We start from the raw sequence: 26,678 nt of genomic DNA on the forward strand, positions 1-26,678 counted from the left end.
AGGAACTGACAGAAAGCAGTTTTCGTTATTTGTGTGAAAAGAAAGGCGGAAGTTTTATGATTAATTTTGCAGAGATCTGGTCGACACTGGACTGGATGATTATCGTCGCATATTTCGCAGTTATTATTTTAGTGGGACTGGTCATGCGCAAGAGAGCCAGCAAGAATATGAAAAGCTTCTTTGTCGCATCCAGGAGGCTGACGATTCCGGTGCTGGTAGGTGTGGGCGCTGCCAGCTGGTATGATTCCTGGACCATAGTTGGCCTGGCCGAATGCGGCACGACAATGGGAATCTGTATTATCTTTATTTATGTAATCCCCACCGCTATCCTCAGACTGCCGCTGGCCGTATGGATCGGCCCTCTTGTCCGGAATAAAATCCCCGATTGGGTCATCACAATGCCGGATTTGATGGCTTACATGTACGACAAACGGACAAAACTGGTAATGGCGCTGGGAATGCTGCCTCCGTTTCTTTATGAAGCGGCTTTACTCACCGCAGGCGGGCAGGTAATTTCCTATGTTACGGGGATGAACATGTGGGTCGCTTTCGTGATCCTGGGCGTAATCATTATTTTTTACACCTCTTTGTCCGGGCTGTGGGGTCTGGCTGTTACCGATATGATGCAGTTTGTTGTCATGTCGGTTGCCGCGGGCGTTCTTTGCTTTGGCATTTACGCTCATTTTCAAGGATTCGGCAGTCTGTTCGATCAGGTAGAGGCGGTCAATCCGGAATTTATGACCATAACCGGCGGCAACGATTTTATGGCCATTTTGGGATGGGTGATCAGCGCCCTGGCCATGTACGCCAATTCCCAGTCCTATCAGAGGTTCGGCTCCTCCAAATCAGGCGGAGACATTAAAGTTTCCTATACTTGCATCATGATCTTCGGATTATTCTTCAGCACCGTAATGGTAATCGCCGGCATGGCGGCGCTGATTACATTCCCGGAAGCAGCGGCACAAGCGCCGTCGGAAGCTTTCTGGGGCGTTGTTTTCACCACCTTGCCCATCGGGCTGAGGGGGCTCTTTGTGGCCGCATTGCTCTCTGCGGTTATGTCTACGGTAAGCGCCGATTATCTCATTGCGGGAGCGGTGGTTATCCACGATATTGTCAAAGGCTTTTTCAAACCTTCCCTCAGCGACAAAGCCGAAGTCTTTGGAACCCGGGTCGTCATCTGGTGTATCGGTATCTTTATGATCGTTGCCACCTACTTCTGGCAGGACGGTATTTCCAAAGCTTACTACTATTGCGGAGGATTCCAGGTAGCGGCCTTCATCGTTCCTTTGATGTTCGGACTTTTCTATCGCAAAAAGACAGCTGCCGCAGGATTCTGGAGCCTGGTGCTGACCATCATTGCTTATGCGGTATGGCAATTCGCGCTGGGAATCCCATGGGGCATTCCGACCAATCTGGCCTGCATCCTGTTCAGCATGATCGTTTATGTCGTCGTCGCCAAGATCACCTATAAAGGTGAAGAAAAGAAAGCCATTGCATAAGAAAGGCGGTTAAACCATGAAAAAAGAACTGAGTGAAGAAAGAAAAACGAGGCTGGCGTATATCTGGGCGGCCATCGCGCTGATATCGTCTGTGGTACTGGGAGCGCTGGTAGCGGCCGGATCGGATCAAATTCTGCCCATTTTCCTGGGATTGGCAACGGTCCTTTACGGCCCGGTGACCGCATTCCTCTATATCCGGGAAGTAAGAAACGGCGTATTCAAAGTGGAGGAGGATGACAATGAGTAGAACAGCACTGCGGAGCAAGCGGATTTATACGGGCCTGACAGCAGAATTGACAGACGGCTATGTGATATGGGAGGATGGTAAGATCCTCTTTGCGGGACCTGCGGCGGACGCGGAGCCGCTTTTGGATCCTCAGACAAGGATCCTCGCCATGGACGATGCTTTTGTCATGCCGGGTTTTCACGATTTCCACGTTCACCTGCTGTCCGGCGCCCTCATGGAGCGGGACGGAATTCTGCGCTATGCCGGATCGGAAGAAGAAGCGGCAAAGATGCTCTGGGAGAAGAATAAGGACCGCAGGTCCAAAACTTGGATTTTAGGCGGCGCCTGGGATAATTTCCGCTGGCCGGGAAGCAAGCTTCCCTCCAGAGAAAGCTTGGACCAATATTTTAAAGACACGCCGGTATTCTTGCTGAATAAGGAATGCCACGGAGCCTGGGCCAACAGCGAGGCTCTGCGAAGATTCAACATCACCAAAGAGACGCCGGATCCAGAAAACGGAAGTTTTTTCCGCGATGAGAGCGGCCGGCCCACCGGCTATGTCCATGAAGCGGCTGTGATTCCCATGCTCAAAGGCATCCTTGGGAAAATGAGCGTGGAAGAAATGGCCGATTATGCGGAATCTTTTGCGGAGAAAGCGAATACATATGGAATAACATCCGTTGGGGACTTGCCCTTATATGGGATCCGGGGGGACCGGGCTTACAAGCTGCTCAAGGACCAGGGGCGGCTCAAGGTACGGATTAATTTCTGCATCTCGCTCATGGAAAATCTCAGCGACATTCTGGAAGCACGCGCCGAATACACGTCCGATCTGCTCCGGTTTATCGGCGTCAAGGACTTCCTCGACGGAACCCCCATGGGCCACACAGGCTTTATGCTGGAGCCTTATACCGATATGCCTGATTTTCGCAGCAAGCCGATGATTGAGCCGGAGGTGCTGAAGACGCGCGTGGCGCTGATGGCGGCCAATAACATTAAAGTCAGGCTCCATGCCTGCGGCGACGCAGCGGTCAGACTGGGGCTGGATGCCTTTGCCTATGCAAAGGAAACGTGTAAGGACAAGGACCTGCGACACTGTATCGAGCACATTGAATCCATTTCGCCGGACGATATCGGACGGTTCGGACAGCTTAATGTGATCCCATCCGTACAGCCGGACCATCTGCCCAAATATGATTTTGACCACCATCCCTTCCACCGGATGATCGGAGAGAAGCGAATGCGATATTCCTGGCCCTTCCGCTCACTGGCGGAGCAGGGCGCGGTGCTGGCTTTCGGAACCGACTACCCGGTAACGGAGCTGAATCCGCTGCGGGGTATCTATCGGGCGGTGACCAGGCTGACTGACGAGGGTGAGCCAAAAGACGGATTTTCACCGGATGAAAGGCTGAGTGTTCATCAGAGCCTGAAAGCCTATACGGCAGGATCCGCTTACGCGGCCGGAAGGGAAACGGAGACAGGAATCCTCTATCCCGGCATGCTGGCCGACCTGACGGTGCTTGCGGGAAATCCTTTCGATTGTGCCCTGGACAGGGAAAAAATGTTCAATATGAAAGTTTTGATGACAGTGGTAGGCGGAGAAACGGTATACGGCGGATAATTCGATTTTAGACAGGAGGCGGGTATGGACAGACTAAATGAAGAAGAACTACTGACCAAATATTACGATGAGATCCTCAATATTATGAATACGATCAAGGTGGGCGTGTTCATCACGGACGGTCAGGGAAATGTGCTGATGGTCAACAAAGAATCGGAACGCACGGGCGGATTGGAGCTGGATGAAATTCTCGGAAAGAACATGCAGGAACTGTTGGAACAGGGATATGTGGATGAGTCTTCTGTACTTAAAGCCCTGGAAACCAAGGATGAGTATCGCATGATACAGAGCTTGGGCGACGGGAGCAGCATCTATCTGACAGCCGTGCCCTATTACAAGGACGGTCAGATTCGGCTGGTGGTATGCACAGAGCGGGATATTACAGAGACCAGAGTCCTGGAAAGCTTGCTGGCGGAGAGCAAGGAGCTTTCGGAAAAACAAAAAAAAGAGCTGGAATATCTACGGGCAAAGAGCAACGGAAAAAGCCCGGATATTATCGCTGAAAGTCCAAAGATGAAAGAAATCATCCATGCCGTAGAACGGGTCGCCCAGCTGGATGCCACGGTTCTCATCTGCGGCGAGTCCGGTGTGGGCAAAGAGGTGATCGCAGATTACATCTTTAACAAAAGCAACCGCACGGAAAAACCGTTTATTAAGATCAACTGCGCGGCCATTCCTGAAAACCTCCTGGAATCAGAGCTGTTCGGCTATGAGAAGGGCGCTTTTACAGGCGCGGACACAAAGGGCAAAATCGGAATCTTTGAGATGGCTCAGGAGGGGACTCTGTTTTTGGATGAAATTGCAGAGATCCCCATGCGTCTGCAGGCCAAGCTGCTGCGGGTTCTGCAGGAAAAGGAGATCCGCAGGCTGGGAGGCAAGCAGACCATCAGTGTTAATGTGCGGATCATCGCGGCGACCAATGTTAATTTGAAACAGGCGGTGGAGGAGGGAACCTTCCGGGAAGATCTGTACTACCGGCTCAACGTGGTTCCCATCGACGTGCCGCCCTTGAGAGAGAGGAAAGAGGATATTTGCGCACTTACCGAGCATTTTGTCAATCTGTTCTGTGAGGAATACCATACGAAAAAACAGGTTTCTGTGGAAGCAATGGCAGAACTGATGCATGCTCCCTGGCACGGTAATATTCGTGAGCTGAGAAACATGATCGAACGGCTGATCGTCAGCTTTGACGGTGAGCAGATTACTTCCAGGCAAGTGAAAAATCTGCTCTTTGCCAGCGATCGGTCCAGGAGCAGCTGTATGATTGAGGAAAAACTTTCCCTGGAAGAACTGATGGGCGAATACGAACGGGAGCTGCTGCTGAGCTATCTTGAGAAGTACGCCACAGCCGCAGAAGTGGCGAGAAAATTGCGAGTCAATAAATCGACCATCAGCCGAAAATTAAAAAAATATAAGATTGCCCAAAAATAAATTTTTAAAAACAGATCCAATTTTTTCGATTGGATCTGTTTTTTACAAGAAGCCGGTTGCATGCAGACAACGATTTTAGTTGCGGAAAGGCAACGTTTTTTAGAAAAAAGAGTCACTGTAACCGTTCCATTTACATCATTTGGCAGAATTGAAGCAAATTAGTACAAAAATCACAGCAAAAAACGGTTGTTAAAAGACAACTTTCAGAAGTTGACCGGTTTTTTAGAAAATTGCGAAAACGGCTGTATTTCAACGATTGCAGCTATTTGAGGGCTTTGGCATTGTTCTTGCTCTATATAGGGGTGTGCACATCAGTTCTTGCGATATACCTAAACGGGCCTGTATATCGCAAGAATGAACGGACGTTATTGTTTGAAGAAACAAGAAAGGTGTGAGGAAAAAGCAATGGATAATTTTGGAATATTAACCTTGATTCCTCCCATTGTCATTATCGTCTTTGCGCTAGTGACGAAAAGAACCTTTGAAGCACTTTTGATCGGTGCGGTCATCGGCTTTTTCATGACAGACAAATGGGGCGTTTTAGGTGCGACGCTGGACGGCTTTTCCACAACAGCTGCTGAAAACATATGGATGGTCCTCATTTTCGGGCTTTTGGGAGGATATACCTTCCTTCTGCAGAGGTCCAAGGGCTCCTTTGGTTTTGGGAGATTTGTAAGAAAGTTCGCCAACACAGAAAAAAAGACGTTAATCATCGGGTGGATCCTGGGAATTATTGTTTTTATGGATGATTACTTAAATATCCTGACCGTATCCACATCCCTTCGGGAGACCTGTGACAGACAAAAGACTCCCAGAGAGATGCTGGCATATGTAATCGATTCGACAGGAGCTCCGGTCTGCGTTCTGATTCCACTCTCCACATGGGCCGTGTTCTACGCCGGCGTAGTGGGAGACGAGGCGGGAATGGCCTCATATGGCAGCGGAATGGATATTTACATTTCATCGATCCCGTTTATTTTATACGGCTGGATGGCCGTGATCGTGGTACCGCTTGTCATCTTGGGCGTGGTTCCCAAGCTTTTCGGCATGAAGAAGGCATATAAACGGGTTCAGGAAACGGGAAGAGTTTATTCGGAGCAGAGCGACAAATACAATCAGGGAATCACCGAATTCGATAAGCTGATGGAGGAAAAAGGGATTACGGATGAGGATGAAAAAGGGCATATCCTTTTCTTCATCATCCCGCTGGCAGTGGTAATTGCCGTGACCCTTTATACGGATGACCTTTTGATCGGGCTGGCTTCGGCCTTAGTGGTTATGGCAGTGATGTACCTGCCGACGAAGGCCGTTCCATTCGGAGAATTCTGCGAAGCATTCGCCTCCGGATTCGCATCCATGGTGCCGATGATGTTCATCACCATCGGAGCACTGACTGTCAAGCTGTCCATGGATGGAATCGGACTGCCGGACTTTGTAATCAACGCAGTACTGCCGTACATGAACGGGGCGCTGTTCCCGGCGATTACCTTTATCGTAGTGGCAGGCTTGTCCTTCGTTACAGGCAGCAACTGGGGAATCCCGGCTCTCACGGTTCCCATTCTTATTCCGCTGGCTTTGGCGGGAGGCGCCAATCCGCTGGTCGTATTCGGCGCCATCGTTTCTGGAGGAACCTTCGGAAGCCATGCGTGCTTCTACTCGGATGCTACGGTTCTGACTTCCCAGACCTGCGGCATCGAAAACCTGGAACACGCATTTACCCAATTCCCATATGCGCTTCTTTCCGCCATATTGGCATTGATTGGATTTATCATATGCGGATTCGCATTGTAAATAAGTTTTTATGAAGATGAAGGAGGATTTAAAAATGAAAGCACTCGTATTAGGAGCAGGACTGCAGGGTATCGCTACAACGCTGGATCTGGCGTGGAACAAAAATATTGAAAAGATCACCCTGGGAGACTTTGATCTGGAGCAGGCAAAAAAAGTTGCCGATTTGTGCAATTCCAAATATGGCCACAGGGTCGATCCGGTGTTCTGCGACGTAAATGATAAACCTGCCTTAGTGGAACTGATTAAGGCTCATGATGTATGTATCAATATCGTCAATTACTATTATAACTGCGCGATCATGGAGGCTTGCCTGGAAGCGAAGAGAGACTATATCGACATCGGCGGCCTTTATGTGGAAACGGTGAAACAGGTGAAATATGATCAGCAATTCAAGGATGCCGGCCTTCTGGCAATCATCGGCATCGGCGGAACTCCCGGCGTGACCAACGTATGCGCGGCCTGGGCGGCGGATCAGCTGGATACGGTGGAAACCATCGACTTCTTCTGCGGATGCGACGATTGGGGCAAGAGCGAAAAAACCTTCGAAGTTACATATTCCATCGAGACCATCATGGATGAATTCCACATGAAGCCGATCCAGTATATCGACGGCGAATATGTGGAAGTAGAACCGAGAAGCGGCGGCGTTATGGTTCAGTATCCAAAACCCATCGGCGAGCAGTACGCCTATTATCTGATGCACTCCGAACAGGGAACTATTCCCGAATCCTTCAAGGATAAGGGACTGAAAAACTGCAGATATAAGCTGGGCTTCAGCGACGAAGTTCTCAATACCCTCAAGTTCCTCCACGGACTGGGATTCAGCAAGCAGGAAACCGTCAACTTTGAAGGCCACGACATCAAACCGGTTAAGATTCTGAAAAAACTCATGGAACTCCAGCCGGACGATCCCAATGCTGAAATCAATGACTGCGATGTGATCAAGACGGTTGCTGTTGGAACAAAGGACGGCAAGAAAGTTCAGTATGAGCTGGATATGATCTGCAGACCGGTAAAAGAGTGGCCGGAGCTGATGGGCGCTCAGGTATATATCGGCGGCGCGGCAGCATGGGCTACCGAACTCTTGAGAAAAGGCGTCATCACAGCAAAAGGCGCTCTGGCACCGGAACTGTGCATTCCTCCTGTACCGTTCTTTGAAGAAGCGGCTAAACGGGAAATGTATGTGAGAGTAACCAAAAAAGAATTGCTGGGAAGCGATAACTGGGATGAAGCCATGAAGAAAGAGCTGGTTGACCAGGGCAGATAAACCGATGTAAGAGAAAGGAGAAGGGCTATGAAAGTTTTAATTGTAGGAGCAGGCGGCCAGGGAGGCCCTTGCGCATCAATTTTATCCAGAGATGATACAGTGGAAGAGATTCGTCTTGCGGATCTGGACCTGTCCGTGGCTCAGAAAGTAGCGGACAAAATCGGCAGTCCCAAGATTAAAATCGCGGCAGTGGATGCCACCAAATCCAGCGAAGTAGCCAAACTGGCCGATGGCGTGGATGTGGTAATGGATTTCGTAATGCCTTGGATGGCGACCTATGTCATGAAAGGCGCCCTTACCGCAAAGGCTCATTATGTGAATTCAGCCTTTGATACTCCCTTCTGGGAGGAAATCGCAGAGGGAAAAACAAGAGAAGAGCTGACTTTATGCAAGGACTTTGAAGCGGCCGGGCTGACCGCGCTCCTTGGCTGCGGCATGGCGCCGGGATTTATCAATGTGCTGATTCGTGAGCAGACCGACAACATGGATCGGGTTGACAGCATTAAGATACGCCTTGGAAAAGCTAAGACCGGCGGCGGTGAATACGATGACATTATCGTTCCCTGGAACCCGGGATGGGCGCCGATTCAGGCTCTCAAAGACTGCGCCGACAACGCCATCTGTTTCGATCAGGGAAAATACGGATATGTGGAACCCTACGCGGGTATCGAGGAATGGCCTTTTGAAGAGCCGGTGGGAAAGAAGCTGGTATCCCATCATTCCCACGAGGAACCTTATTCTCTGCCTCTGACCATTGGCAAGGGCCTGAAATATTGCGACTTTAAATATTATGTTTGCTATCATCCTGCGGCTCTGGTGAGCCTGGGCCTGGCTTCCAATGAAGAGATCGATGTGAAAGGGACTAAGATCAAGCCCATCGATGTGTGCGCGGCGGTTCTGCCCAAGGCCGGCAATGCCTTCCTGACAGAAGAACCGGCAAAATTTGACTACACCGACAAGCATGTATTCATGTCCATGCAGGCGGAAGTGCAGGGCGAGAAGGATGGAAAACCAGTGACCAGCCTGATTAACTGTCCGCAGATGACGACCCCATGCCAGCCGATCTATGATTTGTTCGGTACCACGCTGGTCAATGTGGCGCTTCCGGCCGTATGCGGAGCAAAACAGATCGCAGAGGGCGCAGAGCGTGGCGTGATCTTTGCTGAACAGCTGGATCCTCAGCGCTATCTTGAAATCCTCAAGGCAACCGGCTATCCGTATGAATGGCAGGTTACGTTAAAATAGCAGCCAAGTTCAATCTTTACCTTATAACATTTTCAGGGGAAGCGGCGGCCGCATTTGCGGCCGCTGTTTCTCGTCTGCACCGCCTGCATCCTTTGGAAACAAAGGGCAATTAAGGAATTGCAATACAGGGGTTTACAATTTGCAACTTTTCGATGTAAAATAAGTATCGAACGCCATTGTAACGGTAACTGTATTAAAGTAGGTGAAAATTTGTGTACACAAGATAAAGCAGAAGATAAAAAAACGACGGACTATGCCGAAGAAGGCTTGAAGCGGGAGAAAAAGGAACGCAGTCTGACCTATATGCTGATGACGTTTTTAGTTGTCGCCTGGGGATTCGATTATGTAGTGGCAAAGCATGCGCTGCAGATTTTGGAACCGCTCACCTTGTTGTTTTTGAAGTACTCCATTGGGCTGCTCCTGGTACTTTCGATCAAATTAAAGACGGAGCGAAAAAGTGTGATACGAAAAAAGGATATCCCGCTCTTCATTTTATGTTCCATTTGCGGAGAGATCATTTATTTTTATTGCGAATATACGGCTATGGATTACATCCCTGTTTCGCTGGTGTCCATTGTACTGGCCTTTGTGCCGGCGCTTTCGATTATCATTGAAAAGGTTTTGTTCAAACGCAAGGTAACAAAAGCAATGGTTATTGGAATTGCTGTGTGCATCTTTGGTGTGGTGCTGATCATCGGCGTGGATTTTGAGCTCCTGTTTCAGGGGAGGATCATCGGCTATCTGCTGGCCTTCGGCGCAGTGTTTTCATGGAATGCGTATAACTTCCTGACCGCATCTCTCCATGACCGCTACAGCAGCGTAACGCTCACTTGCACCCAGCTGATCTGTACGACGCTTTTGGTCCTGCCCTATGCGATTCATACGATGCCGCCATTTGAGGCTTTTACACCGACCATAATCGGTGGTATAATATATCTCGGCCTGGTAAACGCCGGGCTGGGTTTTATGATTACGGTCAGGTCGCTCCATGTGCTGGGACCTACTTCCACGGCACTGTTTTCCAACTTCCTGCCCATCACCAGCACCTTCTTTGGATGGATCCTTTTAAGTGAATCCATCTCAGGATTGCAGATCGCGGGCGGAATTATCGTCATCGCAGCAGCTTGTGTCGTAATCAAAGAGAAAGGAAAAATGGAGGAATTATCCTGATGATTGAGAAACTGAACCTGACTATGCTCACCGACTTTTACGAAATAACCATGGCTAACGGTTATTTTGAGTCGGATATGGCAGATGATATCGCCTATTTCGATATGTTTTTCAGACAAATACCCGATGGAGGCGGTTATGCCATCATGGCCGGGTTGGAGCAGGTCATAGACTATTTGAATAATTTGCATTTTACTGATGAAGATATTGCCTTTTTGGAAGAAAAGCATATTTTCAGCGATCGTTTTTTAAAGTATTTGAAAGAGTTTCGCTTTGTATGCGATGTGTGGGCGATTCCGGAGGGAACGCCCATCTTTCCAGGGGAACCGCTGATCACAGTGCGGGGGCCGGTCATTCAGTCCCAGTTCGTGGAAACGATGATCCTTTTGCTGATCAACCACCAGAGTCTGATTGCCACAAAGGCCAACCGTATTGTGCGAGCAGCAGGCGGCAGGCCGGTCATGGAATTCGGGACCAGGCGGGCACACGGTGCTTCTGCGGCGATTTATGGAGCGCGGGCCGCTTATATCGGCGGATGTGCTGGAACGGCCTGCGCAATCGCAGACCGGGACTATGGAGTAGCGGCTCTGGGGACCATGGCTCACAGCTGGGTGCAGATGTATCCCAGCGAGTACGAGGCGTTCCGTAAATATGCGGAAATTTACCCGGATAACTGCACCTTGCTTGTGGATACTTACAATGTGCTAAAATCTGGCGTACCGGCGGCAATTCGGGTTTTCGACGAGATGAAGCCTGAGAATAAGGGGATCCGCATCGACAGCGGCGATGTGGCGTATCTGACCAAACGGGCGAGGAAGATGCTGGATGAAGCGGGGCACCAGGACTGCAAGATTGTAGTTTCCAATTCTCTCGATGAATATATCATTCAGGATGTCATTGTGGAAGGAGCCTGCATCGATTCTTTCGGCGTCGGTGAAAGGCTGATTACCTCCAAGTCCGAACCGGTTTTCGGCGGCGTCTATAAGCTGTCGGCTCTGGAAAAGGACGGAGTGATGATCCCCAAGATCAAGATCAGCGAAAACGTGGAAAAGATTACAAATCCGGGATTTAAGACCGTTTATCGCCTCTTTGACAAAGAAACGGACAAGACCATCGCAGATGTGATTACCCTGGACGGCGAGCCGGCTCCGGGAGGGGAAGACTATGTGATCTTCGATCCCCAGGCCATCTGGAAGCGGAAAAAGCTGAACAATTTTTATGCCAAAAATCTGCGGGTGCAGGTGTTTGACAAGGGCGAGTGCGTCTACGAGAGCCCGTCCATCGAGGAAATTAAAGCGTATTGCAGCCAGCAGGCAGCAGCCCTCTGGGACGAAACGCTCCGCTTTGAAAACCCGCAGCCCTATTACGTGGATCTTTCCAAGGAACTGTGGGAGATGAAAAATCATTTGATTGAGGAGTTTAACCGGTTGTAGAAACGAAAAAAGGGCCGCGCCCAGCTAGTTTGATTCTCTAGCTTGTGCACCGGCCCTTTTTTAATGTGTGGATTATTTAATATTGGATGCGTTGAGTACGTTTTTGATCTTGTGCTGTACCATTCCTTTGATTGCGTCTCTGGCAGGGCCAAGATACTTTCTCGGGTCAAAATCAGCCGGATGCTCGGCCAGATGCTTGCGAATTTCAGCAGTCATAGCAAGTCTAAGATCTGTGTCAATGTTGACTTTGCACACACCATGCTTTGCCGCCTCTTTAATCATATCTTCAGGAACGCCCTGTGCTCCCGGAATGTCGCCGCCGTAGTCATTGCATTTTTTAACGAACTCCGGCAGAACGGTGGATGCTCCGTGTAGAACCAGCGGTGTATCTGGGATCAGAGAATGGATTTTTTTCAGTCTTTCAAAATCCAGATATGGCTCGCCTTTGAATTTGTATGCTCCGTGGCTGGTGCCGATGGCAACGGCCAACGAATCGACTCCCGTCTTTTCTACGAACTCAGCGGCTTCTTCGGGAACCGTAAAGGTTGCGGAACGTGCATCAACGTTGATGTTATCTTCAATTCCGGCCAGTTTTCCCAGCTCGGCTTCTACGACCACGCCTTTGCTATGGGCATATTCAACGACCTCTTTTGTCAGCCGAATATTCTCTTCAAAGGGATGTTTGGAACCGTCGATCATAACCGATGTGAATCCATCGTCAACGCATTTTTTGCAAATGTCAAAATCTTCTCCATGATCCAGATGCAGAGCAATATCCAAATCCGTGTCTAAAATCGCAGCTTCAACCAGCTTCACCAGATATACAGGCTTGGCGTATTTGCGTGCGCCTGCGGAAACCTGCAGGATCAGAGAAGTCTTTTCTTCCTTTGCGGCTTCTACGATTCCCTGGATGATTTCCATATTATTTACATTGAAAGCACCAACTGCATAATCGTTTTTTAATGCCTTCGCGAACATTTCTTTTGTGGTTACTAACGCCATATCGATCCTCCTAATTTCATAATGATAGTATCATTATTATACACCGAATGGAGGAAAAAACCTACTGTTTTATTGAGCTATTTGGAATTTTGGCCATTGCCCAGCATGGATAGAATCGGACCCAGCGTTTGCATTGCACTCTGCAGATCGATATTGGGCAGGGACGGTGCAGCGGGCTGCGGGCCAGGCTCCTGTTCTTCTATGGATTCAGCGGGAAGGGGAATGTGGGCCGAGGCCGGTGCTGGAAGAGAAGCTGATCCGGACAGACTGCTGCCCATACGGCTCAGCTGGTTGACTTTTTCCAGCGTATTCACCGCCCCATGCAGCTGGTCAAGAACATGATCCAGTTTGATGGGAGCACCGCCGCCGGACATGCCGGACATACCAGGTATACGGCCGCCTCCTGCCGCCGCGGCCAGTAATAATAAAGCTAAAGGATTCATCTATGTAACCTCCATATTCTATAAACTTTAATATATTATGTGAATTATGATGTCTTTGTGCAGGATCCGCGCATATATATGTGGTAGTAGAAATTTGTAAAAACGGAGGGTAACATGGACAATAAAGTTCTTATGGATCTGGCAAGGCAGCTGGGGCTGCCGGAGGAGTCCGCAGAAGCTAAGGCTAAGGAATATATGGGAAAGAGCGATGATGAGATTCTGCGGGAGATCAAAAAAATCAAAATGGTGATTAAAAGGGATAAAAAGACGTATGCCAAACAGATGCAGACACTGAAGGCTCTGGCTGCTACGATGAACGGGCAGCAAAAAGCCCGATTACAAAAGATTATCGAGGTGCTGGAGTCGTAAACGTTGAGTCGGCTGTCTTTTAAATAAGCGCTGCCGAATCTGTTTCTGATCGTGAATTGAAAATTTTAACATTATCAAAAAGGAGCCGCTGGATACTAACGCGGGGGACACCCCGACTGTAGGACAAAATCCTACCTCGTTACCTTCCAATGCGGGTCCTTTTTGTAGTTAATGTCCGGAAAAAACTTGAAAATTATTTTGAAATTTACGCATTTTTCAACGATCGGCCCCTCATCAACTAGCTTGTCAGCAGTCAGGTCCTCATTTTTTCAAGGAAGAGGAGCCGCAAACCTAAAACTCTGCGTAAAAAACGTGAAATTTTGCAGAAGTTTTCTGGAAATTGGCGCCTGCCCCGTTTGAACTACTTAACTGGCTCAGATGGGGGCGGCCTGATCAGGCATAAACCTTTTTCTCTACAGAAAACCAACAAAATAGAACCCCTTCACGGAACCTATCCTCAAAAAAGAGATATGGACCTATTAGGAAGAGGGTTCTATTACTGTTAATAGTATGCACGGAATTTACAAAAAAATCAAAACAGAAAAGCAGCCGCAGCATTCGATCAACATTTCTAAAAGAATTTCATAGCAGTTCAGAATGCAAGAGAATTTTAATAAGTGATGACTAAGTCAATAAAAAAAGTCCCCGGTATCAAGCGTTATCTCAAGCAATGCCAGACAACTCATACTTGTCCGCCGGAGGCTTTTTTAATAATGTATCAGAAGTTTAGCGGAAAATCAATATCGGGACATCTTTGCCCCGATTAAGCGTTTTATAAAAATGGAAAAATGCAGACATAAAAATAGAACCCCTTGACGGAACTTACACCTCAAAAGGCGACGAGGACCTACTACAAGCGGGTTCTATGATTGTTAATCGTATACACTGGTTTTACACGAAAAATCAAGGGTGTTTTTGTTTAGCCGCCTGTCAGGAACCAACCCCCGGCGCTGCAATGCCAGCAACCGTAATAGACTTTGTCAGCGCCGCAGAAGGCACAGTTGTGGCTTCTGTTGGAGCAGTAGCCTCCGGAGCAGTTGTGGCTTCGGTCGGCACAGTCGTTGCATCTGTTGGCGCAGTTGTGGCCGGAACAGTTGTTTCAGTCGCCGATGATTCGGATGATGCCTCCGCTGCGGAGCTGGGCTGAGAGGCTGCATCCACCAATGTCTGCGGATAAGCCATGATGTTTCCAATCCGTACATATATAATAAAGGCTGCGGCAGCCAATATGATCAAAGCAACAACAATATCATTTTTATCATAAAAAAAGTCTTTTATTCGATTCATAGGACAATCTCCTTCACAAAATACCTCCTTCCTAGATTACCATATTTCGACCTATTTCTCAAACGCAAAATTATGAAATTTTCTTCACATATTGGATATTTATATATATTTTAGCAGCCGTTTGTTGTATAATAAATCCCATGGTGAAAATAACAATAACAAAAAACGAAAGCAGCCAGCGGCTGGATCGCTTTTTAAAAAAATATCTGAAAAATGCTCCTTTGAGCCACATCTACAAGCTGATCCGTAAGGATTTGAAGGTCAATGGAAAACGAGCCAAAATCGATACCATGCTGGAAGAAGGCGATGAACTGAGCCTGTACATGAGCCAGGAGCAGATCGACCAATACTTAAAGCCGAAAAAGACTAACCAGGCCAAAAGGCAGTTTGGCATTGCCTATGAAGACGAAAATCTAATCATTGTGGAAAAACCCTTTGGGCTTTTGACCCACGGCGATGCTTCAGAGAAGAAAAACACGCTGGCAAACCAGGTGTGCGGATATCTGCAGCAAAAGGGTGAATACAATCCGGGCCGGGAACGGACCTTCGTCCCATCGCCGGTGAATCGTCTGGACCGGAATACGACAGGGCTGGTGCTGTTCGGCAAGAACAGCGACTCCCTTCAGGTTTTGAATAAAATGATCCGGGAGCGGGGCCAAATCAGCAAACAGTATTTGACCATTGTGGCCGGAAACATGGACAGCCCTCTAGTGCTGGCGGATCGAATGGAAAAGGATGAAACCAACAACCTGGTAAAAGTGCTGCCAAAGGATGACCAGCGGGGCAAACTGATGCAGACTGTCGCCCGGCCGATTCGGACAAAAGGCGGTTTTACACTGGTAGAGGTGGAACTGATTACCGGAAGAACGCATCAAATTCGGGCCCATTTAGAGCAGGCCGGCTTCCCGATCATCGGAGACATGAAATATGGCGACCGAAGAGTCAATGATAAAGTCAGAAAACGATTCGGACTGAATACCCAGCTTCTGCATGCGCAGACGCTTGCGTTCAGAAAAGCCGAGCCGCCGCTGGAATATATGCAGGGCAAGGAAGTGCAGGCGCAGCTGCCGCCAGCTTTCGAAAGAATAAAAAAGGAAATATTTGATTAAGATAGAGTTGAGGAGAGTTTCGATGTCACAGAACAGTCAGTATCAGGATCAGGTTTCGTGGAGGCGCAAATACCGGCCGTATATCGTTGCCGGCGTTTTAGCTTTCGTCCTGACCATGTTCGTCGCCCCTGAAATCAATGAAGGAACTGCTATGGAACCGACAATTAAGGACGGGCAAGTTTTAATCATTACCAAGACGTCATATTCCGCCAAGCGTGGGCAGCCTGATCTGGGGCAGGTCGTTATATTAGATAAAACCCTGGCACCAGAAGTCTATGAAGATAATATTATAAGCAGAGTAGTAGGTTTGCCCGGAGATACGGTTGAAATTAAAGATGGAAACGTTTATAGAAACGGTAAAGCATATGTGACTGACAGCGGAATCGCCGGTGCCGACGGCAGCCTGAAAGTCACGGTCAGTGAGGATGATGTATTTCTTCTTTCCGACAATCGCAGCCAGGCAGATATGGACAGCAGGAATAAGAAGCTGGGTACGGTCAATATGAGAGATATAAAGGGAAATGTAAAGGTTTCAATCTGGCCCTTCTCCACCTTTGGAGGCATTGATTGATGCGGGAATGGATAAAAGATTTGGTACTGGCGGCCGTTATTGTAATAGCCGTATTGGTGTTTGTCAAACCGACAATTGTCAGCGGCAGTTCCATGGAACCGACCATGCAGGATCACAATTTTCTCTTAGTCAGCAGACAGGCCTATACCTTTGGAGACGAGCAGCGGGGCGATATTATCGTTTTTAAATCCGACCTGCTGGATGAAAAGGGGAAAAAGAAGTTGTTAGTCAAGCGGATCATTGGCCTTCCGGGAGACTCGATTACGATTAAAGATGGCAGCGTTGCTGTCAATGGAACCCAGCTGCAGGAGAAATACACGCAGCAAGACCAGACCCAGGGAGAACTGAGCGACTATCTGGTTCCCGATAATGCTCTATTTGTTCTGGGGGATAATCGGGATGTCAGTTTGGACAGTCGTTTTTCGGAAGTTGGATGTGTAAATGAGGAGAAAGTCGTCGGAAAGGTATTCCTGAGGCTCTATCCGTTTCATGAAATAGGAGGACTTAACTAAAGGGAGTTAGCATTTATGAAAGGCTTAATAAGAGACATTTTAATTGCGCTGGTAATCGTTATTGCAATTACGCTGATCATCAAACCAACGATTGTAAAAGAAAGCTCCATGCAGCCGACGCTGTATGAAAACAACTATTTGCTGGTTAATAAACAGGCTTACCGGTTTGGAGATGAAAAACGGGGAGATATCATTGTATTTCGATCGGATCTGGAAAATGAAAAGGGCGATAAAAAGCTGCTGATCAAGCGAATCATCGGCCTGCCGGGAGATACTATAACCATTGGCGATGGAAAGGTGATCCTCAATGGAACAGAACTTCATGAGGATTATACACTGGAGGGCGAGACGATGGGTGAACTGGATAACTTTACGGTCCCCGAAGGCCAGCTGTTCGTTATGGGTGATAACAGACGGGTCAGCGTTGACAGCCGCTCCGAAGAAGTAGGCTGCGTCGATGAAAGCAGAGTCATGGGCAAAGCATTCCTCAGACTGTATCCCTTCAATGAAATTGGAGGACTCTACTAGACATAAACTGTTTTCATACATAATTCCTACATAGGAGATTGTTTCCGCCGGCAGTTTCAGGCAGAAACCCTCTCACGCTTTAAGATAAAGGAAAACGATGTGTAATGAAAACCGGATATAAAAAATGGATTGTCTTTCTTTCAGCAGGGCTTCTGGGAATTCTTGCGGCACTTGCCCTCACATGCGCCTTTTCCGTACGCTCTGTCCAGGGAAATTCCATGGAACCTGCCGTAACAAAAGGTGAGCATGTAATCATCAATAAATTGGCTTATTTCTATGACCAGCCCCGGCAGGGAGATGTGGTGGCTTTTCCATGCAGTGTATACAGTGAAGATGGGGAAGGCAGCACCTTGATTAGGCGGGTGGTGGCCACAGAGGGGGATCAGGTTGAAATCGAGGACGGAGCCTTGTATATCAATGGGGAGCTTTTCGACCGATATGCATCGGATCCGGTGTATATGGAGACGATGGAAAAGGTTACCATCGACAAGGGAAATGTATTCGTGCTCAGTGATAACAGGAGCGCTGTGCTGGACAGCCGGGATCAGGCCGTTGGTCAGTTAAAGATCAGCGAATTGATTGGAAAAGTTTGTTTTAAATAAAATGGATGAGGATTATGAGTGAAAAGAAAGTAGTGGCCAATAATAAGAAGGCCAGACACGATTATTTTATAGAAGAAACTTATGAGGCGGGCATCGTGCTCACGGGCACGGAGATCAAGTCGATCCGCCAGGGAAAAGTAAATATTAAAGAGAGCTATGCCAAAATTGAGGATGGGGAAATGATCATCTATGGCATGCATATCAGTCCCTACGAGCACGGGAATCGCTTTAATGTGGAGCCTCTGCGTCCGCGCAAGCTGCTGTTACATAAGCAGGAAATCCGCAAGCTCATCGGGTACACGACGCTAAAAGGTTTGACATTGGTACCCCTTAGGATGTATATTAATGAAAAGGGGCGGGCAAAGCTGGAAATTGCTGTTGCCCGGGGCAAAAAGGATTATGATAAGCGAAATACCATTGCCAAAAGGGATGCTGACAGAAGAATGCAGCAGGCTATGAGAAAGTAAAGTGAGGTGCTGAAGATGCAGGATTTTTTTAACAAAGCAGGAAAAGCTGCCAAGAATACGGCGAGCAAAGCCGCAGATAAAGCCGGTGATCTGGTCGAGATCGGCAAGCTGAAAACAAAGATCAATTCAGCCAAATCAGAGATTTCCGCAACGGAAAAGAAAATTGGAAAGTATTACTTTGATCAGTATATGGAAGGCGTTGCGGTAGACGGGGCAGTGGGGGCCATGTGCGAGGATATTAAGGCACAGATGGACCTGATCACAGAACTGGAAGAAAAAATAGCAGAAGTGAAAGAAGACTAGTTTAAATCGAACAGATTGTGGTATAATAGAAATAATAAAAAGCGGAGGAATTTTACTCCGCTGCAATTTGGGGATGTCTTTGGTTTCGACGGGGGTAGTGAAGCCGGAGAAGCGAGCCGCAGTTTGCCCAGTCTGCGTTAAAAGGGGCACGTTAAATATAAACGCTAAAAAAACAAACAACAATTTCGCATTAGCAGCGTAGTTCTGCGCGAACGTCAGCCCGAGTTCACCTGTAGGCCCGGAATCTGACGTCAAACATACAGGAAAACTCTATGTGAGCTCCTGGTAGCATAGGGGAACAACAGGATAGCCGATATGCGAGCCTGCTTTTGGGCGCGCATGGAAGCGAACTTTTAAATCAAAAGCTGCGCTCGGAGAAACTCCCGCGGAAGTGCTTTCGGACGCGAGTTCGATTCTCGCCATCTCCACCATCGTATCCACAATCCTGGAGGCATTTGCTTCCGGGATTGTTTGCGTCTATGATTAAATGGATTTCAATACAGTCCTTAAAAACTAATACTTTTTCAACGTATGTCTGGATGACCAGCTTGAGCTGCTCCGGACTTTTATCATTCAGATCACTGTCTTTCATGATGTAATCATAAGCCTGCTGTTCGGTGAGGGAAACTGCATCCTGCATATTTTCAATGTAGCTGATCCGGCCTTTTAAGTACTTGATCCGCTCATCATGGGCGTTGCCGGACTCTACCATCCAGTCTGCGAACATGCCTTTCTCAACAGCGCGGACAATGTTCTGCATTTCCTTTTCATGACTGGACAGCTCAGCTTTGAGCACTGCCAGTTCGCTGCCGGTTTCACTTTTTCTGCAGCGCTGGAAGTCAACAATCCGTTTAGCTAACTTGCTGACATTCTCTTCTGTAAAAAACTCATCCATCAGATATTTTACAACCAACTCCTCAACCTGCTTTTTCCCGATATCCTTGTTGGTGCAGGTCTTTTCCCGGCGCCGGCGATTGCATTCGTAGCTGGAGTATTCCGTCTTGTTCCGGCCGGCTCTGCGGGTATTACCGGACATGGGACTGCCACACTCTCCGCAGGCAATAATCCCTGACAGCAAATAAGTTCTTTTTGCCTTATGTCTTGCATTCATTGTTCGATCTCCCATCATATGATTTACATAGTCCCAGGTTTCTTCATCAACGATCTGAGGCATCCCGCCTTCAATGCGGATAATTTCATCTTCCGATTTCGTCGCATGGTTGTTCCGTTTACCGCCAACTTTTGCCGCCGCCCGATCATAGATGTAAACGCCTTTGTATTTTTCATTCTTGAAGAGATCGTGGAAGCTATTTTTGGTAAATTTCTTTCCTGCTTTGCTACGTGCTCCGATTCCATTCAAATACTCCGCAATGTCGCCATAGCTTTTTCCGTTTGCTTTCATCTCGAAGGCCGCACGGACCCAGGCTGATTCAATTGGATCGATGCTATATGTCCCATCATCATTTACAGCATAACCAAGGGGAGGCCGGCCGCCGGCATGTTTACACTGGAAAGCTGTTTCACGCTTCCCTTTTTGCGTTTCCCTGGCCAGGTTGCGGGAATAGTATTCAGCCATACCTTCCAGTACAGATTCCAGGATGATGCTTTCCGGACTACCGTCAATATTCTCAAGGACAGATAGCAGCTGTACGCCTTTTTCTTTTAACTTGCGTTTATAGAAAGCGCTGTCGTATCGGTCCCGGGAAAACCGGTCGAGTTTATGTACAATGACCACATCGGGCGGGGAGGCATTAACGTCGCTGAACATTTGCTGAAATTGCGGCCTGTCGTCCGTTGTGGCGGACTTTGCTTCGTCACGGTATATATTTGTCAGGACGTATCCGTTTTTCGCACAGTAGTCCTCTATGGCCCGCAGCTGGGCATCAATGGATTCTTCCCGCTGATGGTCGCTGCTGAATCGGGCATATGCCCATGCTGTTTTCATGATGGATCATTCCTTTCTTGATTTTTGCGTATAGAAAAGCCAGGGGTTGCAATGCCCTGGCTAGACATGATACAATATGTTTGTGAATCATGTGTTGCATTATGTGTGACCATGGCATTGGCTCCGCTTTGGCGGGGCTTTTGTTTTTATATCAGGCTGCTTGCGTAAAATCCACGATTGCGATTTCCGTCAAGGTGTTTTTTACACGCTCAACGATTTTTTCGATTTTTTCTAAGGTGGTACCACTCAGGTATTCCTCCCCGCATTGCGTGCATTTTTCGCAGGGCACGTTTTTAATGATAATATAGCAGTTTTGGTGATCCGTCATATAGGTCGTGGTTGTTTTTTCTACATCGCCTTTACAATAGAAACAGGTCATATTATTTCTCCTTCCTTGTCTCAAAGTCATTTTCCCATTTATCCGTCGTGGGATAATATGCAGTGATTAAGAACAAAAATTCATCGTTGGAGCCGATCACCGCGTGCAGATGTTTGTCCCCCACAGAATATCCAAGTATCAGGCAGCTTGGGAATGGGTGATCATCGGGATATTGTTCGATGATTTTGCCGCTCTGTACGCAGGCAATTACATCTTTGAGCAAGATTCCCCTTTGCTCCAGCCGTTTTGCGGCGTGCATAGTTATTCGTATGTTATCCGCTGTACATAGCTTACGCAATTTTTCAATGCTTAATTCCATTGCTGTTTTCCTTTCTTTGGCCTCCAGTGATGGGGGCCTTTGTTTTAGCTATTAAAGTAAACGCCCTTTGATTATGTTTTGGGCGTCTTCATCAAAAGATTTGCCCGCTTCAAGATAAATCCTTTTAATTATTTTCCATATATCCCGTTGTCCCAGTCCCATCATCTGGCAAAATACTATGGATGCACGAATGGGGCGTTCTATTTCACGATCTTTGGTTAGAGTGTAATTAAAAGAAGAATGCTCCACGATCTGATTGTATTGGGCAATGCTATGCTCACTTAGTCCAGCGTTATATTCATGATTCCAATCAATTCCAAGGCCAGAATTACCCGGTTTGCCCCTTTTAAAATCGGCGACTAAAAGATAAGCGTCATTATAAAGCCTGTTTGAAATTAATTCAATACACTTGTTTTCGAGCTCGATATTTTTAGTGGCAGATGGTGTAACTGTTTTTATTAAATCATTGCCCTTTTGCGTGACTTGATAAAATTCACCTTTGTCCTTTAAGCTTTTATTTAATTGTTCGGGAGAGATTGAGTTTGTTATTCTTGAACATAATTCGCTTTTTTTTCCACTAACTGGTAACTTATATTCCTTTAAAATCTCTTTTAGTTCAGGAACCTTCATTTTCTTTAATGAGGCGCACGAGACCTCGAGGAGTTCTTGCCCTATGAATTTTTTTATTGCTGTTTGATAATCAAGTCCATAGTCGTAATACCAGTATTGAGCAATAATAGGATTTATTATGGGCAATCCATCTAAATAATCCAAGAAAAAGATTTCAGTAGAAGACAATGGGCTGCGATCATAGTCACTTATATCCATATTGTGTGGGCTGATATTGTTAACTGTGTTTTGATAGTGGGCGTAAGCTTTATCGGATGCTTCTTTGTGGAAACTGCTGAGTTGTTCAGCATCCAAATCGTTAATCGGACGATTTAAAAGCGTTGCTGTAGATTTTTTTTCTTTTTTTCTGCCAAAAAATTTCATGGTTTCCTCCAATATTAAATTTACTAATTATAATAATGATTAAATAATATCACTTTGAAAAGCGACGGCTTTTCCTAAAATTTTTATATGATCAAGTTCTTCACCTTCAAAGGACATGGGTGGATATTTTGGGTTTTCAGCCTGTAGAGTGATAAAATTTTTCTCTTTCTGATAATAAACCCTTTTCAAGGTGGCTTCGTCGTCAATTATTACAGCAGCAATATCGCCGTCCTCCACAATGTCCTGTCTTTTAATAAAAACGATATCCCCATCAAGTATTCGTGCGCCAACCATGCTATCGCCTTTAGCTTTCAGGCAGAAATCCGCAGCAATGTCAGTGCCTGTTAACACATAACTTTCACGGTCTTCGTTTGCGAATATTGGCTCCCCGCAGGCGATTTCGCCTAGAAGAGGAAATTTTTTTACTTCTATGGGGAAGATGTTATCAAATTGCGAAGACAATGCAGATACATTCTTTTTTCCAGATATATCAATTGGCTGATTTTCATCAACAATATCAAGAAGTTCGTCAAGACTCATGTGTATAGCGGCTGATACTTTTACAAATGTTTCTAATGATGGCACGATTGGTTCGCCTGTCTTAGAGTTTAAGTTTTTTTCGAGCATAGCTATATACCCTTTAGAGAGGCCGCATTTATCTGCAAACGCTTGCATACTTAGTTCATGTTTATCTCGGTATGCCTTTATAATTCCGCCTAAATACATACTTAATTCCTCCAGTTCTTTTTCTTTGTATATTCTACTATACATTATAATAGCAAAAAGGTCAAGAAAAAAGTATAGTCGAATATACAAAAAAGTGTTGACATGTGTCGTATAGTCAACTATACTATCTAGTGAAAGGAGGTGCTAAAGTGGAATTCAAGTTAAAGGCAGTAAGGGAAGAGATAGGCATATCTCAGTCTGAACTGGCTAAAAAATCAGGAGTGGGAAGAGTAACTATCAATCGGATAGAAAATGGTGAGGTTAATACAATCACATCTAGAACTCTAGTCCGATTAGCAAAGGCGTTAAATGTATCTACGGATACATTGATACAGCAATAATTTTTTTGCAACTAAAGTATAGTCAGCTATACGAAATATAAAGAAATGAGGTGAAAAAGATGTGGATATCAAAAAATGAATGGCAAGCAATATTGAGAGAACTGCTCAACGTTGAGGCACTCGTAGGAAAAATACGAGTTATTGCAAGGGGAAAGAAGTTGAATGTTACCGAGTTCTATTTCGGCTGTGATAAACCCCAGAAAGTGGAAGTGCTTTTATCTTTATCTTACCACGAGTGGTCTGAAATCGAAAAGTCAGATGCTTGGGAGAAAGTAAAGCGCCTTTTTCTGGAATAGGAAAACCAATCCAACCAGTAAAAGCTTCCAAGGTAGAAAGCGTAATCGGAAATTGGCAAGTAGAGATTTTGTCGGACACAATAGAAATCTGCATCGAAGTTGAGTCGGGGAAACAAGTGATTTGATTGCCACATGATTCCTCTATGGTAACCTCTGTGATTGAGATAGGTAGATTGGACTGATTGCTTATACAGCAACGGATAAAAAAACCGGAATCTGCGTTCCTAATTTCAAGAATGTGGAGTTTGACCTTTTTCCTTTGTCGAAAATAAGAGTATATAGCGCCTACAGCGCCAATGAGCGCGGCAACAAAGGTTAGATTTTCTCTGGTTATTGACGAAACGAGAAATTCAAAAAAATTTAGCATGAGAGAAAATTCTCCTTTCAGTATTTGCTGAAAAAATTATATCACAGAGCGCAAAGAATTTAAACCGAAGACAAGCCCAAGAAAACCGGATAGGAGGTGAGGAGGAATATGACTGAAAAAGAAACAGAGAAAGCGATTATCTGTCTACTAAATCACTTCGATGAATTTCGAAGGCAGGCATCTGAAAATAAAACAGCCGACTTCGGTAAGCCCTGTAGCAAATGTGAACTGTGGAAAGATTGCAAAGGCGACTGGATACCGAAGATCGGCAGTATTGCAAAGAATATAAATAAAAAAATTAGTATGGTTGAGTAGGCGCTGCTTTGAAGAGCGGACACCTTCCATACTCATCAAGATGGTTACAAGAATCAACATGGTCGCACAAAGCAGAAACTTTTTTGAAATGTTCATTTGGAGAACCGCTAATCGGAACTTTCGAATATCTTATCTCTATGCTGTGTTCCATTTTGAGGTGCGGGCAGTAATCCGTATAGATTGACAAGATCATGAGTTAATCTCCTTTCGTATGTACTCAGCTCTGGCGGGAGCCTGTATACACAGTATAAGGGAGAATGAGCAAAAAGTAAATTGCTGGAAAACAAGCCCAAGAAAACCGGATAGGAGGTGAGGCAGATATGCAGAAGCGTAAACAGATGTCCATTGCTGAACGGCAAAGACGATTAGATAGAAGAATCGCGGTTTTACAATATGTAACTCCAATTATTGTAGCGTCGATAGCTGCAACGATATTCAGCTCAATGTTATGTTAAAAGACCACTTATTGCTAAAGTGATAAGTGTGGTGGCCAGGGCTACAGCAACAGGTATAAGAAATGATTTCAATAAAACTTCTTTCGCAACGACCCAACGATATTGTGAATAGTGGCGACCTCTATATGTAGGTGCTATTTCATCCCAATATCCAGTATGTTCAATGGCAGTTACATATCCGTCCTTGATAAGCTGACGGATAGACTCATGCAAATCAAGATTGTTGGTGCGATTATTGAAATACACCATTAACGAAAGGCTGTCAGTTTTGTCAGATTTGGTTTGGCAGCTATAGTTTATGGCTTTAAGAACTTTGTTGCATGGCCTGATAAGCATGTTATACCCTCCCGCTGAAAAATATATCAAAATTATAGCATAGACGACACGAGGGGACAAGGCGAAGAAAACAGGATAAGGAGGTGAGGTGATAAAACATGTTAATGAAAAAAATATTATCCATCGACCGGGAAACCGGTGAACTGATCGGCGAGAGAATTGCCGGCAAAGCGGATATGTCAGAAGACCGGTTCTATCAGCCGTTTGTGGACCTCTACAAGGAGGATATGGAGCGGCTGGCGGATCAGATCAGGAACGGAGGCAGCGCATGAAATGGTTATTGCTAGAGATTGCCGGATGGCTGGGGATCGGAGTGGCGATCATGCTCCCGGCGTTATGGCTAAATGGAATGTTATTTAAATATGGAATATGAAAAAAGGAGAAAAACAATGAAAAACACTGGAATCGTAAGAAGAATCGATGATTTAGGCAGGGTTGTGGTCCCGAGGGAGCTGCGAAAGTCCTTGCAGATTGAAAATGGAGATGAGGTTGAAACCTTTATGGAAGGCGACCGGATCATCCTAAAAAAGTATGAACCAGGCTGTATCATTTGCGGGAGCACGGATGATATTGCTGAATTCCGTGGAAAGCCGATTTGTGGAATGTGTCGGGCGATGTTAAGGGAAGTAAAAAATGAGTAACACAACGAAAAACGCTCCCGCAGGCTTTGCAGAGCCAGATGCAGGAGCACGAGTAAATCGTCAAGTACAGGATAAACCAATTCAGGCGGTTTGTCAAATGGAGGAGAAGAAATGAGTAAGACACATTGGAAGAAATTAAATAATCCCGATTATCTGGGAGCATATGCGCTCAATCCAGGCGAGGACTTAATCTTAACAATAGAACGGGCCGGAAAGGAGGCATTTACCGGAACGAGCGGAAAGAAAGAGGATGGATTGCTGATCCACTTTAGAGAGTCGGACGCCAAGCCGATGATCTGCAATTCGACGAACGCAAAAGCAATCACAAAGGTTGCCGGAACTCCATATGTGGAAGATTGGAAGGGCGTCAGGATTGCGCTGTATTCGCAGGAAGTATCTGCGTTTGGGGAAACAGTCGACGCACTGCGGGTTCGGCCATTTCCGCCGAAAGAGGATATTCTTTGTGCAGAATGCGGATCCCCGATCAAGGCGACGTGCGGAAAGAGCCCGCGGCAACTTGCAGCATATACAGAGGAAAAGTATGGGAAAGAGTTGTGCGCTGACTGTGCAACGAGAGTAGCCCAGCAGGAAAAAGCAGAAGAAGCGGAGGGGCCAGTAAATGAAAACGACGAAGATTAAGATAAAAAACCTGTTCGGTATTACAGAGACGGAGCTAGATGGAAAAAGCA

The 26,678-nt window shown here is 46.5% G+C and carries 32 protein-coding genes, 1 other RNA gene and 1 pseudogene; 25 read left to right on the forward strand and 9 right to left on the reverse strand.

Annotated elements, in window-relative coordinates; genetic code table 11:
* Positions 1–56: 56 nt before the first annotated feature.
* The 9 genes from LG211_RS02600 (at position 57) to LG211_RS02640 (ending at position 11,683) form a co-directional block, all read left to right on the forward strand.
* Positions 57–1,499 carry a sodium:solute symporter family protein gene (locus tag LG211_RS02600; protein ID WP_148397763.1) on the forward strand — a complete coding sequence of 481 codons (1,443 nt, stop codon included), beginning with the start codon at positions 57–59 and terminating at the stop codon, positions 1,497–1,499.
* A gap of 16 nt (positions 1,500–1,515) precedes the next feature.
* On the forward strand, positions 1,516–1,746 hold the full coding sequence (locus LG211_RS02605; RefSeq protein WP_227108434.1) for a hypothetical protein: 231 nt from the start codon (positions 1,516–1,518) through the stop codon (positions 1,744–1,746).
* A complete protein-coding gene (locus LG211_RS02610; RefSeq protein WP_269476953.1) occupies positions 1,739–3,346 on the forward strand; it encodes an amidohydrolase in 1,608 nt (535 codons plus the stop codon). The genes LG211_RS02605 and LG211_RS02610 overlap by 8 nt, the downstream gene beginning before the upstream one ends.
* A gap of 24 nt (positions 3,347–3,370) precedes the next feature.
* A complete protein-coding gene (locus LG211_RS02615) occupies positions 3,371–4,777 on the forward strand; it encodes a sigma-54 interaction domain-containing protein (RefSeq protein ID WP_148397766.1) in 1,407 nt (468 codons plus the stop codon).
* Positions 4,778–5,182: 405 nt separating this feature from the next.
* A complete protein-coding gene (locus LG211_RS02620; RefSeq protein ID WP_269476954.1) occupies positions 5,183–6,568 on the forward strand; it encodes a Na+/H+ antiporter NhaC family protein in 1,386 nt (461 codons plus the stop codon).
* Between the two features lie 34 nt (positions 6,569–6,602).
* Positions 6,603–7,835: a saccharopine dehydrogenase family protein gene (locus LG211_RS02625; protein ID WP_253021243.1), complete on the forward strand. Its 1,233-nt coding sequence runs from the start codon at positions 6,603–6,605 to the stop codon at positions 7,833–7,835.
* A gap of 27 nt (positions 7,836–7,862) precedes the next feature.
* Positions 7,863–9,080 carry a saccharopine dehydrogenase family protein gene (locus LG211_RS02630; protein ID WP_269476955.1) on the forward strand — a complete coding sequence of 406 codons (1,218 nt, stop codon included), beginning with the start codon at positions 7,863–7,865 and terminating at the stop codon, positions 9,078–9,080.
* 210 nt (positions 9,081–9,290) lie between these two features.
* Entirely contained in the window at positions 9,291–10,250 is a 960-nt protein-coding gene (locus LG211_RS02635; RefSeq protein ID WP_148397772.1) for a DMT family transporter, read from the forward strand.
* Entirely contained in the window at positions 10,250–11,683 is a 1,434-nt protein-coding gene (locus LG211_RS02640) for a nicotinate phosphoribosyltransferase (protein WP_148397774.1), read from the forward strand. Before LG211_RS02635 ends, LG211_RS02640 begins: the two co-directional genes overlap by 1 nt.
* A 72-nt stretch (positions 11,684–11,755) precedes the next feature.
* Here LG211_RS02640 and fba read toward each other — a convergent pair whose 3' ends face one another.
* Both fba and LG211_RS02650 read right to left on the reverse strand, forming a co-directional pair.
* Complete coding sequence (fba, locus tag LG211_RS02645; RefSeq protein ID WP_148397776.1) at positions 11,756–12,685, reverse strand: class II fructose-1,6-bisphosphate aldolase; 930 nt, start codon at positions 12,683–12,685, stop codon at positions 11,756–11,758.
* Positions 12,686–12,762: 77 nt separating this feature from the next.
* The gene (locus LG211_RS02650; RefSeq protein WP_148397778.1) at positions 12,763–13,128 is read right to left on the reverse strand and encodes a hypothetical protein; all 366 of its coding nucleotides are present in this window, start codon (positions 13,126–13,128) and stop codon (positions 12,763–12,765) included.
* A 114-nt stretch (positions 13,129–13,242) separates the two neighbouring features.
* Between LG211_RS02650 and LG211_RS02655 the strand changes: the two genes are divergently transcribed.
* Entirely contained in the window at positions 13,243–13,497 is a 255-nt protein-coding gene (locus LG211_RS02655; protein WP_148397780.1) for a hypothetical protein, read from the forward strand.
* A gap of 930 nt (positions 13,498–14,427) precedes the next feature.
* On the opposite strand, the gene LG211_RS02660 is transcribed toward LG211_RS02655, so the two are convergent.
* Complete coding sequence (locus tag LG211_RS02660; protein ID WP_148397782.1) at positions 14,428–14,784, reverse strand: hypothetical protein; 357 nt, start codon at positions 14,782–14,784, stop codon at positions 14,428–14,430.
* Between the two features lie 140 nt (positions 14,785–14,924).
* On the opposite strand from LG211_RS02660, the gene LG211_RS02665 reads away from it, so the two are divergent.
* The 8 genes from LG211_RS02665 to ssrA all read left to right on the forward strand — a co-directional run bounded on the left by LG211_RS02665 (position 14,925) and on the right by ssrA (position 19,307).
* Positions 14,925–15,893, forward strand: a complete 969-nt coding sequence (locus LG211_RS02665; protein ID WP_269476956.1) for an RluA family pseudouridine synthase — start codon at positions 14,925–14,927, stop codon at positions 15,891–15,893.
* 22 nt (positions 15,894–15,915) lie between these two features.
* The gene (gene lepB / locus LG211_RS02670; RefSeq protein WP_148397784.1) at positions 15,916–16,464 is read left to right on the forward strand and encodes a signal peptidase I; all 549 of its coding nucleotides are present in this window, start codon (positions 15,916–15,918) and stop codon (positions 16,462–16,464) included.
* Complete coding sequence (lepB, locus tag LG211_RS02675) at positions 16,464–16,976, forward strand: signal peptidase I (protein WP_148397786.1); 513 nt, start codon at positions 16,464–16,466, stop codon at positions 16,974–16,976. The genes lepB (LG211_RS02670) and lepB (LG211_RS02675) overlap by 1 nt, the downstream gene beginning before the upstream one ends.
* 15 nt (positions 16,977–16,991) lie before the next feature.
* Positions 16,992–17,504, forward strand: coding sequence for a signal peptidase I (gene lepB / locus LG211_RS02680; RefSeq protein WP_148397788.1), 513 nt, complete (start codon positions 16,992–16,994; stop codon positions 17,502–17,504).
* A 104-nt stretch (positions 17,505–17,608) separates the two neighbouring features.
* Positions 17,609–18,106, forward strand: coding sequence for a signal peptidase I (gene lepB, locus LG211_RS02685; protein ID WP_148397790.1), 498 nt, complete (start codon positions 17,609–17,611; stop codon positions 18,104–18,106).
* Between the two features lie 14 nt (positions 18,107–18,120).
* The gene (gene smpB / locus LG211_RS02690) at positions 18,121–18,573 is read left to right on the forward strand and encodes an SsrA-binding protein SmpB (protein ID WP_148397792.1); all 453 of its coding nucleotides are present in this window, start codon (positions 18,121–18,123) and stop codon (positions 18,571–18,573) included.
* Positions 18,574–18,588: 15 nt separating this feature from the next.
* A complete protein-coding gene (locus tag LG211_RS02695) occupies positions 18,589–18,876 on the forward strand; it encodes a hypothetical protein (RefSeq protein WP_148397795.1) in 288 nt (95 codons plus the stop codon).
* Between the two features lie 69 nt (positions 18,877–18,945).
* Positions 18,946–19,307: a transfer-messenger RNA gene (ssrA, locus tag LG211_RS02700) on the forward strand.
* Positions 19,308–19,783: 476 nt separating this feature from the next.
* Here the strand turns inward: ssrA and LG211_RS02705 are convergent.
* The 5 genes and pseudogenes from LG211_RS02705 to LG211_RS02725 all read right to left on the reverse strand — a co-directional run.
* Positions 19,784–20,821: pseudogene (locus LG211_RS02705) on the reverse strand (recombinase family protein); the annotation flags it as partial.
* Between the two features lie 151 nt (positions 20,822–20,972).
* A complete protein-coding gene (locus tag LG211_RS02710; protein WP_148399142.1) occupies positions 20,973–21,200 on the reverse strand; it encodes a type II toxin-antitoxin system MqsA family antitoxin in 228 nt (75 codons plus the stop codon).
* Position 21,201: 1 nt separating this feature from the next.
* Positions 21,202–21,519 carry a DUF4258 domain-containing protein gene (locus LG211_RS02715; protein ID WP_148399143.1) on the reverse strand — a complete coding sequence of 106 codons (318 nt, stop codon included), beginning with the start codon at positions 21,517–21,519 and terminating at the stop codon, positions 21,202–21,204.
* Between the two features lie 51 nt (positions 21,520–21,570).
* The gene (locus LG211_RS02720; protein ID WP_148399144.1) at positions 21,571–22,512 is read right to left on the reverse strand and encodes an SAP domain-containing protein; all 942 of its coding nucleotides are present in this window, start codon (positions 22,510–22,512) and stop codon (positions 21,571–21,573) included.
* A 39-nt stretch (positions 22,513–22,551) separates the two neighbouring features.
* A complete protein-coding gene (locus LG211_RS02725) occupies positions 22,552–23,238 on the reverse strand; it encodes a helix-turn-helix domain-containing protein (protein WP_253021245.1) in 687 nt (228 codons plus the stop codon).
* A gap of 149 nt (positions 23,239–23,387) precedes the next feature.
* Between LG211_RS02725 and LG211_RS02730 the strand changes: the two genes are divergently transcribed.
* The 3 genes from LG211_RS02730 (at position 23,388) to LG211_RS02740 (ending at position 24,557) form a co-directional block, all read left to right on the forward strand.
* A complete protein-coding gene (locus LG211_RS02730) occupies positions 23,388–23,579 on the forward strand; it encodes a helix-turn-helix domain-containing protein (RefSeq protein WP_148399145.1) in 192 nt (63 codons plus the stop codon).
* 59 nt (positions 23,580–23,638) lie between these two features.
* Positions 23,639–23,875: a hypothetical protein gene (locus tag LG211_RS02735; protein ID WP_148399146.1), complete on the forward strand. Its 237-nt coding sequence runs from the start codon at positions 23,639–23,641 to the stop codon at positions 23,873–23,875.
* 475 nt (positions 23,876–24,350) lie between these two features.
* A complete protein-coding gene (locus LG211_RS02740) occupies positions 24,351–24,557 on the forward strand; it encodes a hypothetical protein (protein WP_269476957.1) in 207 nt (68 codons plus the stop codon).
* A gap of 446 nt (positions 24,558–25,003) precedes the next feature.
* On the opposite strand, the gene LG211_RS02745 is transcribed toward LG211_RS02740, so the two are convergent.
* Complete coding sequence (locus tag LG211_RS02745; RefSeq protein ID WP_148399148.1) at positions 25,004–25,348, reverse strand: hypothetical protein; 345 nt, start codon at positions 25,346–25,348, stop codon at positions 25,004–25,006.
* A gap of 98 nt (positions 25,349–25,446) precedes the next feature.
* Here LG211_RS02745 and LG211_RS02750 point away from each other — a divergent pair, with 98 nt between their 5' ends.
* From LG211_RS02750 to LG211_RS02765, 4 genes are all read left to right on the forward strand, one after another.
* Positions 25,447–25,620: a hypothetical protein gene (locus LG211_RS02750; protein WP_253021246.1), complete on the forward strand. Its 174-nt coding sequence runs from the start codon at positions 25,447–25,449 to the stop codon at positions 25,618–25,620.
* A 117-nt stretch (positions 25,621–25,737) separates the two neighbouring features.
* Positions 25,738–25,989 (forward strand): AbrB/MazE/SpoVT family DNA-binding domain-containing protein, encoded by a 252-nt coding sequence (locus LG211_RS02755; RefSeq protein ID WP_269476958.1) that lies wholly within the window; start codon positions 25,738–25,740, stop codon positions 25,987–25,989.
* The gene (locus tag LG211_RS02760; RefSeq protein ID WP_269476959.1) at positions 25,982–26,104 is read left to right on the forward strand and encodes a hypothetical protein; all 123 of its coding nucleotides are present in this window, start codon (positions 25,982–25,984) and stop codon (positions 26,102–26,104) included. Before LG211_RS02755 ends, LG211_RS02760 begins: the two co-directional genes overlap by 8 nt.
* Complete coding sequence (locus LG211_RS02765) at positions 26,101–26,628, forward strand: hypothetical protein (RefSeq protein WP_269476960.1); 528 nt, start codon at positions 26,101–26,103, stop codon at positions 26,626–26,628. The genes LG211_RS02760 and LG211_RS02765 overlap by 4 nt, the downstream gene beginning before the upstream one ends.
* Positions 26,629–26,678: the final 50 nt, after the last annotated feature.

Origin of the sequence: Hominibacterium faecale (genome assembly GCF_020734085.1) — a bacterium.
GTDB lineage: Bacteria > Bacillota > Clostridia > Peptostreptococcales > Anaerovoracaceae > Hominibacterium > Hominibacterium faecale.

Coding starts and splice junctions, on each gene's coding strand:
- LG211_RS02600 (WP_148397763.1), top strand. CDS start 57: ATGATTAATTTTGCAGAGATCTGGTCGACACTGGACTGGATGATTATC.
- LG211_RS02605 (WP_227108434.1), top strand. CDS start 1,516: ATGAAAAAAGAACTGAGTGAAGAAAGAAAAACGAGGCTGGCGTATATC.
- LG211_RS02610 (WP_269476953.1), top strand. CDS start 1,739: ATGAGTAGAACAGCACTGCGGAGCAAGCGGATTTATACGGGCCTGACA.
- LG211_RS02615 (WP_148397766.1), top strand. CDS start 3,371: ATGGACAGACTAAATGAAGAAGAACTACTGACCAAATATTACGATGAG.
- LG211_RS02620 (WP_269476954.1), top strand. CDS start 5,183: ATGGATAATTTTGGAATATTAACCTTGATTCCTCCCATTGTCATTATC.
- LG211_RS02625 (WP_253021243.1), top strand. CDS start 6,603: ATGAAAGCACTCGTATTAGGAGCAGGACTGCAGGGTATCGCTACAACG.
- LG211_RS02630 (WP_269476955.1), top strand. CDS start 7,863: ATGAAAGTTTTAATTGTAGGAGCAGGCGGCCAGGGAGGCCCTTGCGCA.
- LG211_RS02640 (WP_148397774.1), top strand. CDS start 10,250: ATGATTGAGAAACTGAACCTGACTATGCTCACCGACTTTTACGAAATA.
- fba (WP_148397776.1), bottom strand. CDS start 12,685: ATGGCGTTAGTAACCACAAAAGAAATGTTCGCGAAGGCATTAAAAAAC.
- LG211_RS02650 (WP_148397778.1), bottom strand. CDS start 13,128: ATGAATCCTTTAGCTTTATTATTACTGGCCGCGGCGGCAGGAGGCGGC.
- LG211_RS02655 (WP_148397780.1), top strand. CDS start 13,243: ATGGACAATAAAGTTCTTATGGATCTGGCAAGGCAGCTGGGGCTGCCG.
- LG211_RS02660 (WP_148397782.1), bottom strand. CDS start 14,784: ATGAATCGAATAAAAGACTTTTTTTATGATAAAAATGATATTGTTGTT.
- LG211_RS02665 (WP_269476956.1), top strand. CDS start 14,925: ATGGTGAAAATAACAATAACAAAAAACGAAAGCAGCCAGCGGCTGGAT.
- lepB (WP_148397784.1), top strand. CDS start 15,916: ATGTCACAGAACAGTCAGTATCAGGATCAGGTTTCGTGGAGGCGCAAA.
- lepB (WP_148397786.1), top strand. CDS start 16,464: ATGCGGGAATGGATAAAAGATTTGGTACTGGCGGCCGTTATTGTAATA.
- lepB (WP_148397788.1), top strand. CDS start 16,992: ATGAAAGGCTTAATAAGAGACATTTTAATTGCGCTGGTAATCGTTATT.
- lepB (WP_148397790.1), top strand. CDS start 17,609: ATGAAAACCGGATATAAAAAATGGATTGTCTTTCTTTCAGCAGGGCTT.
- smpB (WP_148397792.1), top strand. CDS start 18,121: ATGAGTGAAAAGAAAGTAGTGGCCAATAATAAGAAGGCCAGACACGAT.
- LG211_RS02695 (WP_148397795.1), top strand. CDS start 18,589: ATGCAGGATTTTTTTAACAAAGCAGGAAAAGCTGCCAAGAATACGGCG.
- LG211_RS02710 (WP_148399142.1), bottom strand. CDS start 21,200: ATGACCTGTTTCTATTGTAAAGGCGATGTAGAAAAAACAACCACGACC.
- LG211_RS02715 (WP_148399143.1), bottom strand. CDS start 21,519: ATGGAATTAAGCATTGAAAAATTGCGTAAGCTATGTACAGCGGATAAC.
- LG211_RS02720 (WP_148399144.1), bottom strand. CDS start 22,512: ATGAAATTTTTTGGCAGAAAAAAAGAAAAAAAATCTACAGCAACGCTT.
- LG211_RS02725 (WP_253021245.1), bottom strand. CDS start 23,238: ATGTATTTAGGCGGAATTATAAAGGCATACCGAGATAAACATGAACTA.
- LG211_RS02735 (WP_148399146.1), top strand. CDS start 23,639: ATGTGGATATCAAAAAATGAATGGCAAGCAATATTGAGAGAACTGCTC.
- LG211_RS02740 (WP_269476957.1), top strand. CDS start 24,351: ATGACTGAAAAAGAAACAGAGAAAGCGATTATCTGTCTACTAAATCAC.
- LG211_RS02745 (WP_148399148.1), bottom strand. CDS start 25,348: ATGCTTATCAGGCCATGCAACAAAGTTCTTAAAGCCATAAACTATAGC.
- LG211_RS02750 (WP_253021246.1), top strand. CDS start 25,447: ATGTTAATGAAAAAAATATTATCCATCGACCGGGAAACCGGTGAACTG.
- LG211_RS02755 (WP_269476958.1), top strand. CDS start 25,738: ATGAAAAACACTGGAATCGTAAGAAGAATCGATGATTTAGGCAGGGTT.
- LG211_RS02760 (WP_269476959.1), top strand. CDS start 25,982: ATGAGTAACACAACGAAAAACGCTCCCGCAGGCTTTGCAGAGCCAGAT.
- LG211_RS02765 (WP_269476960.1), top strand. CDS start 26,101: ATGAGTAAGACACATTGGAAGAAATTAAATAATCCCGATTATCTGGGA.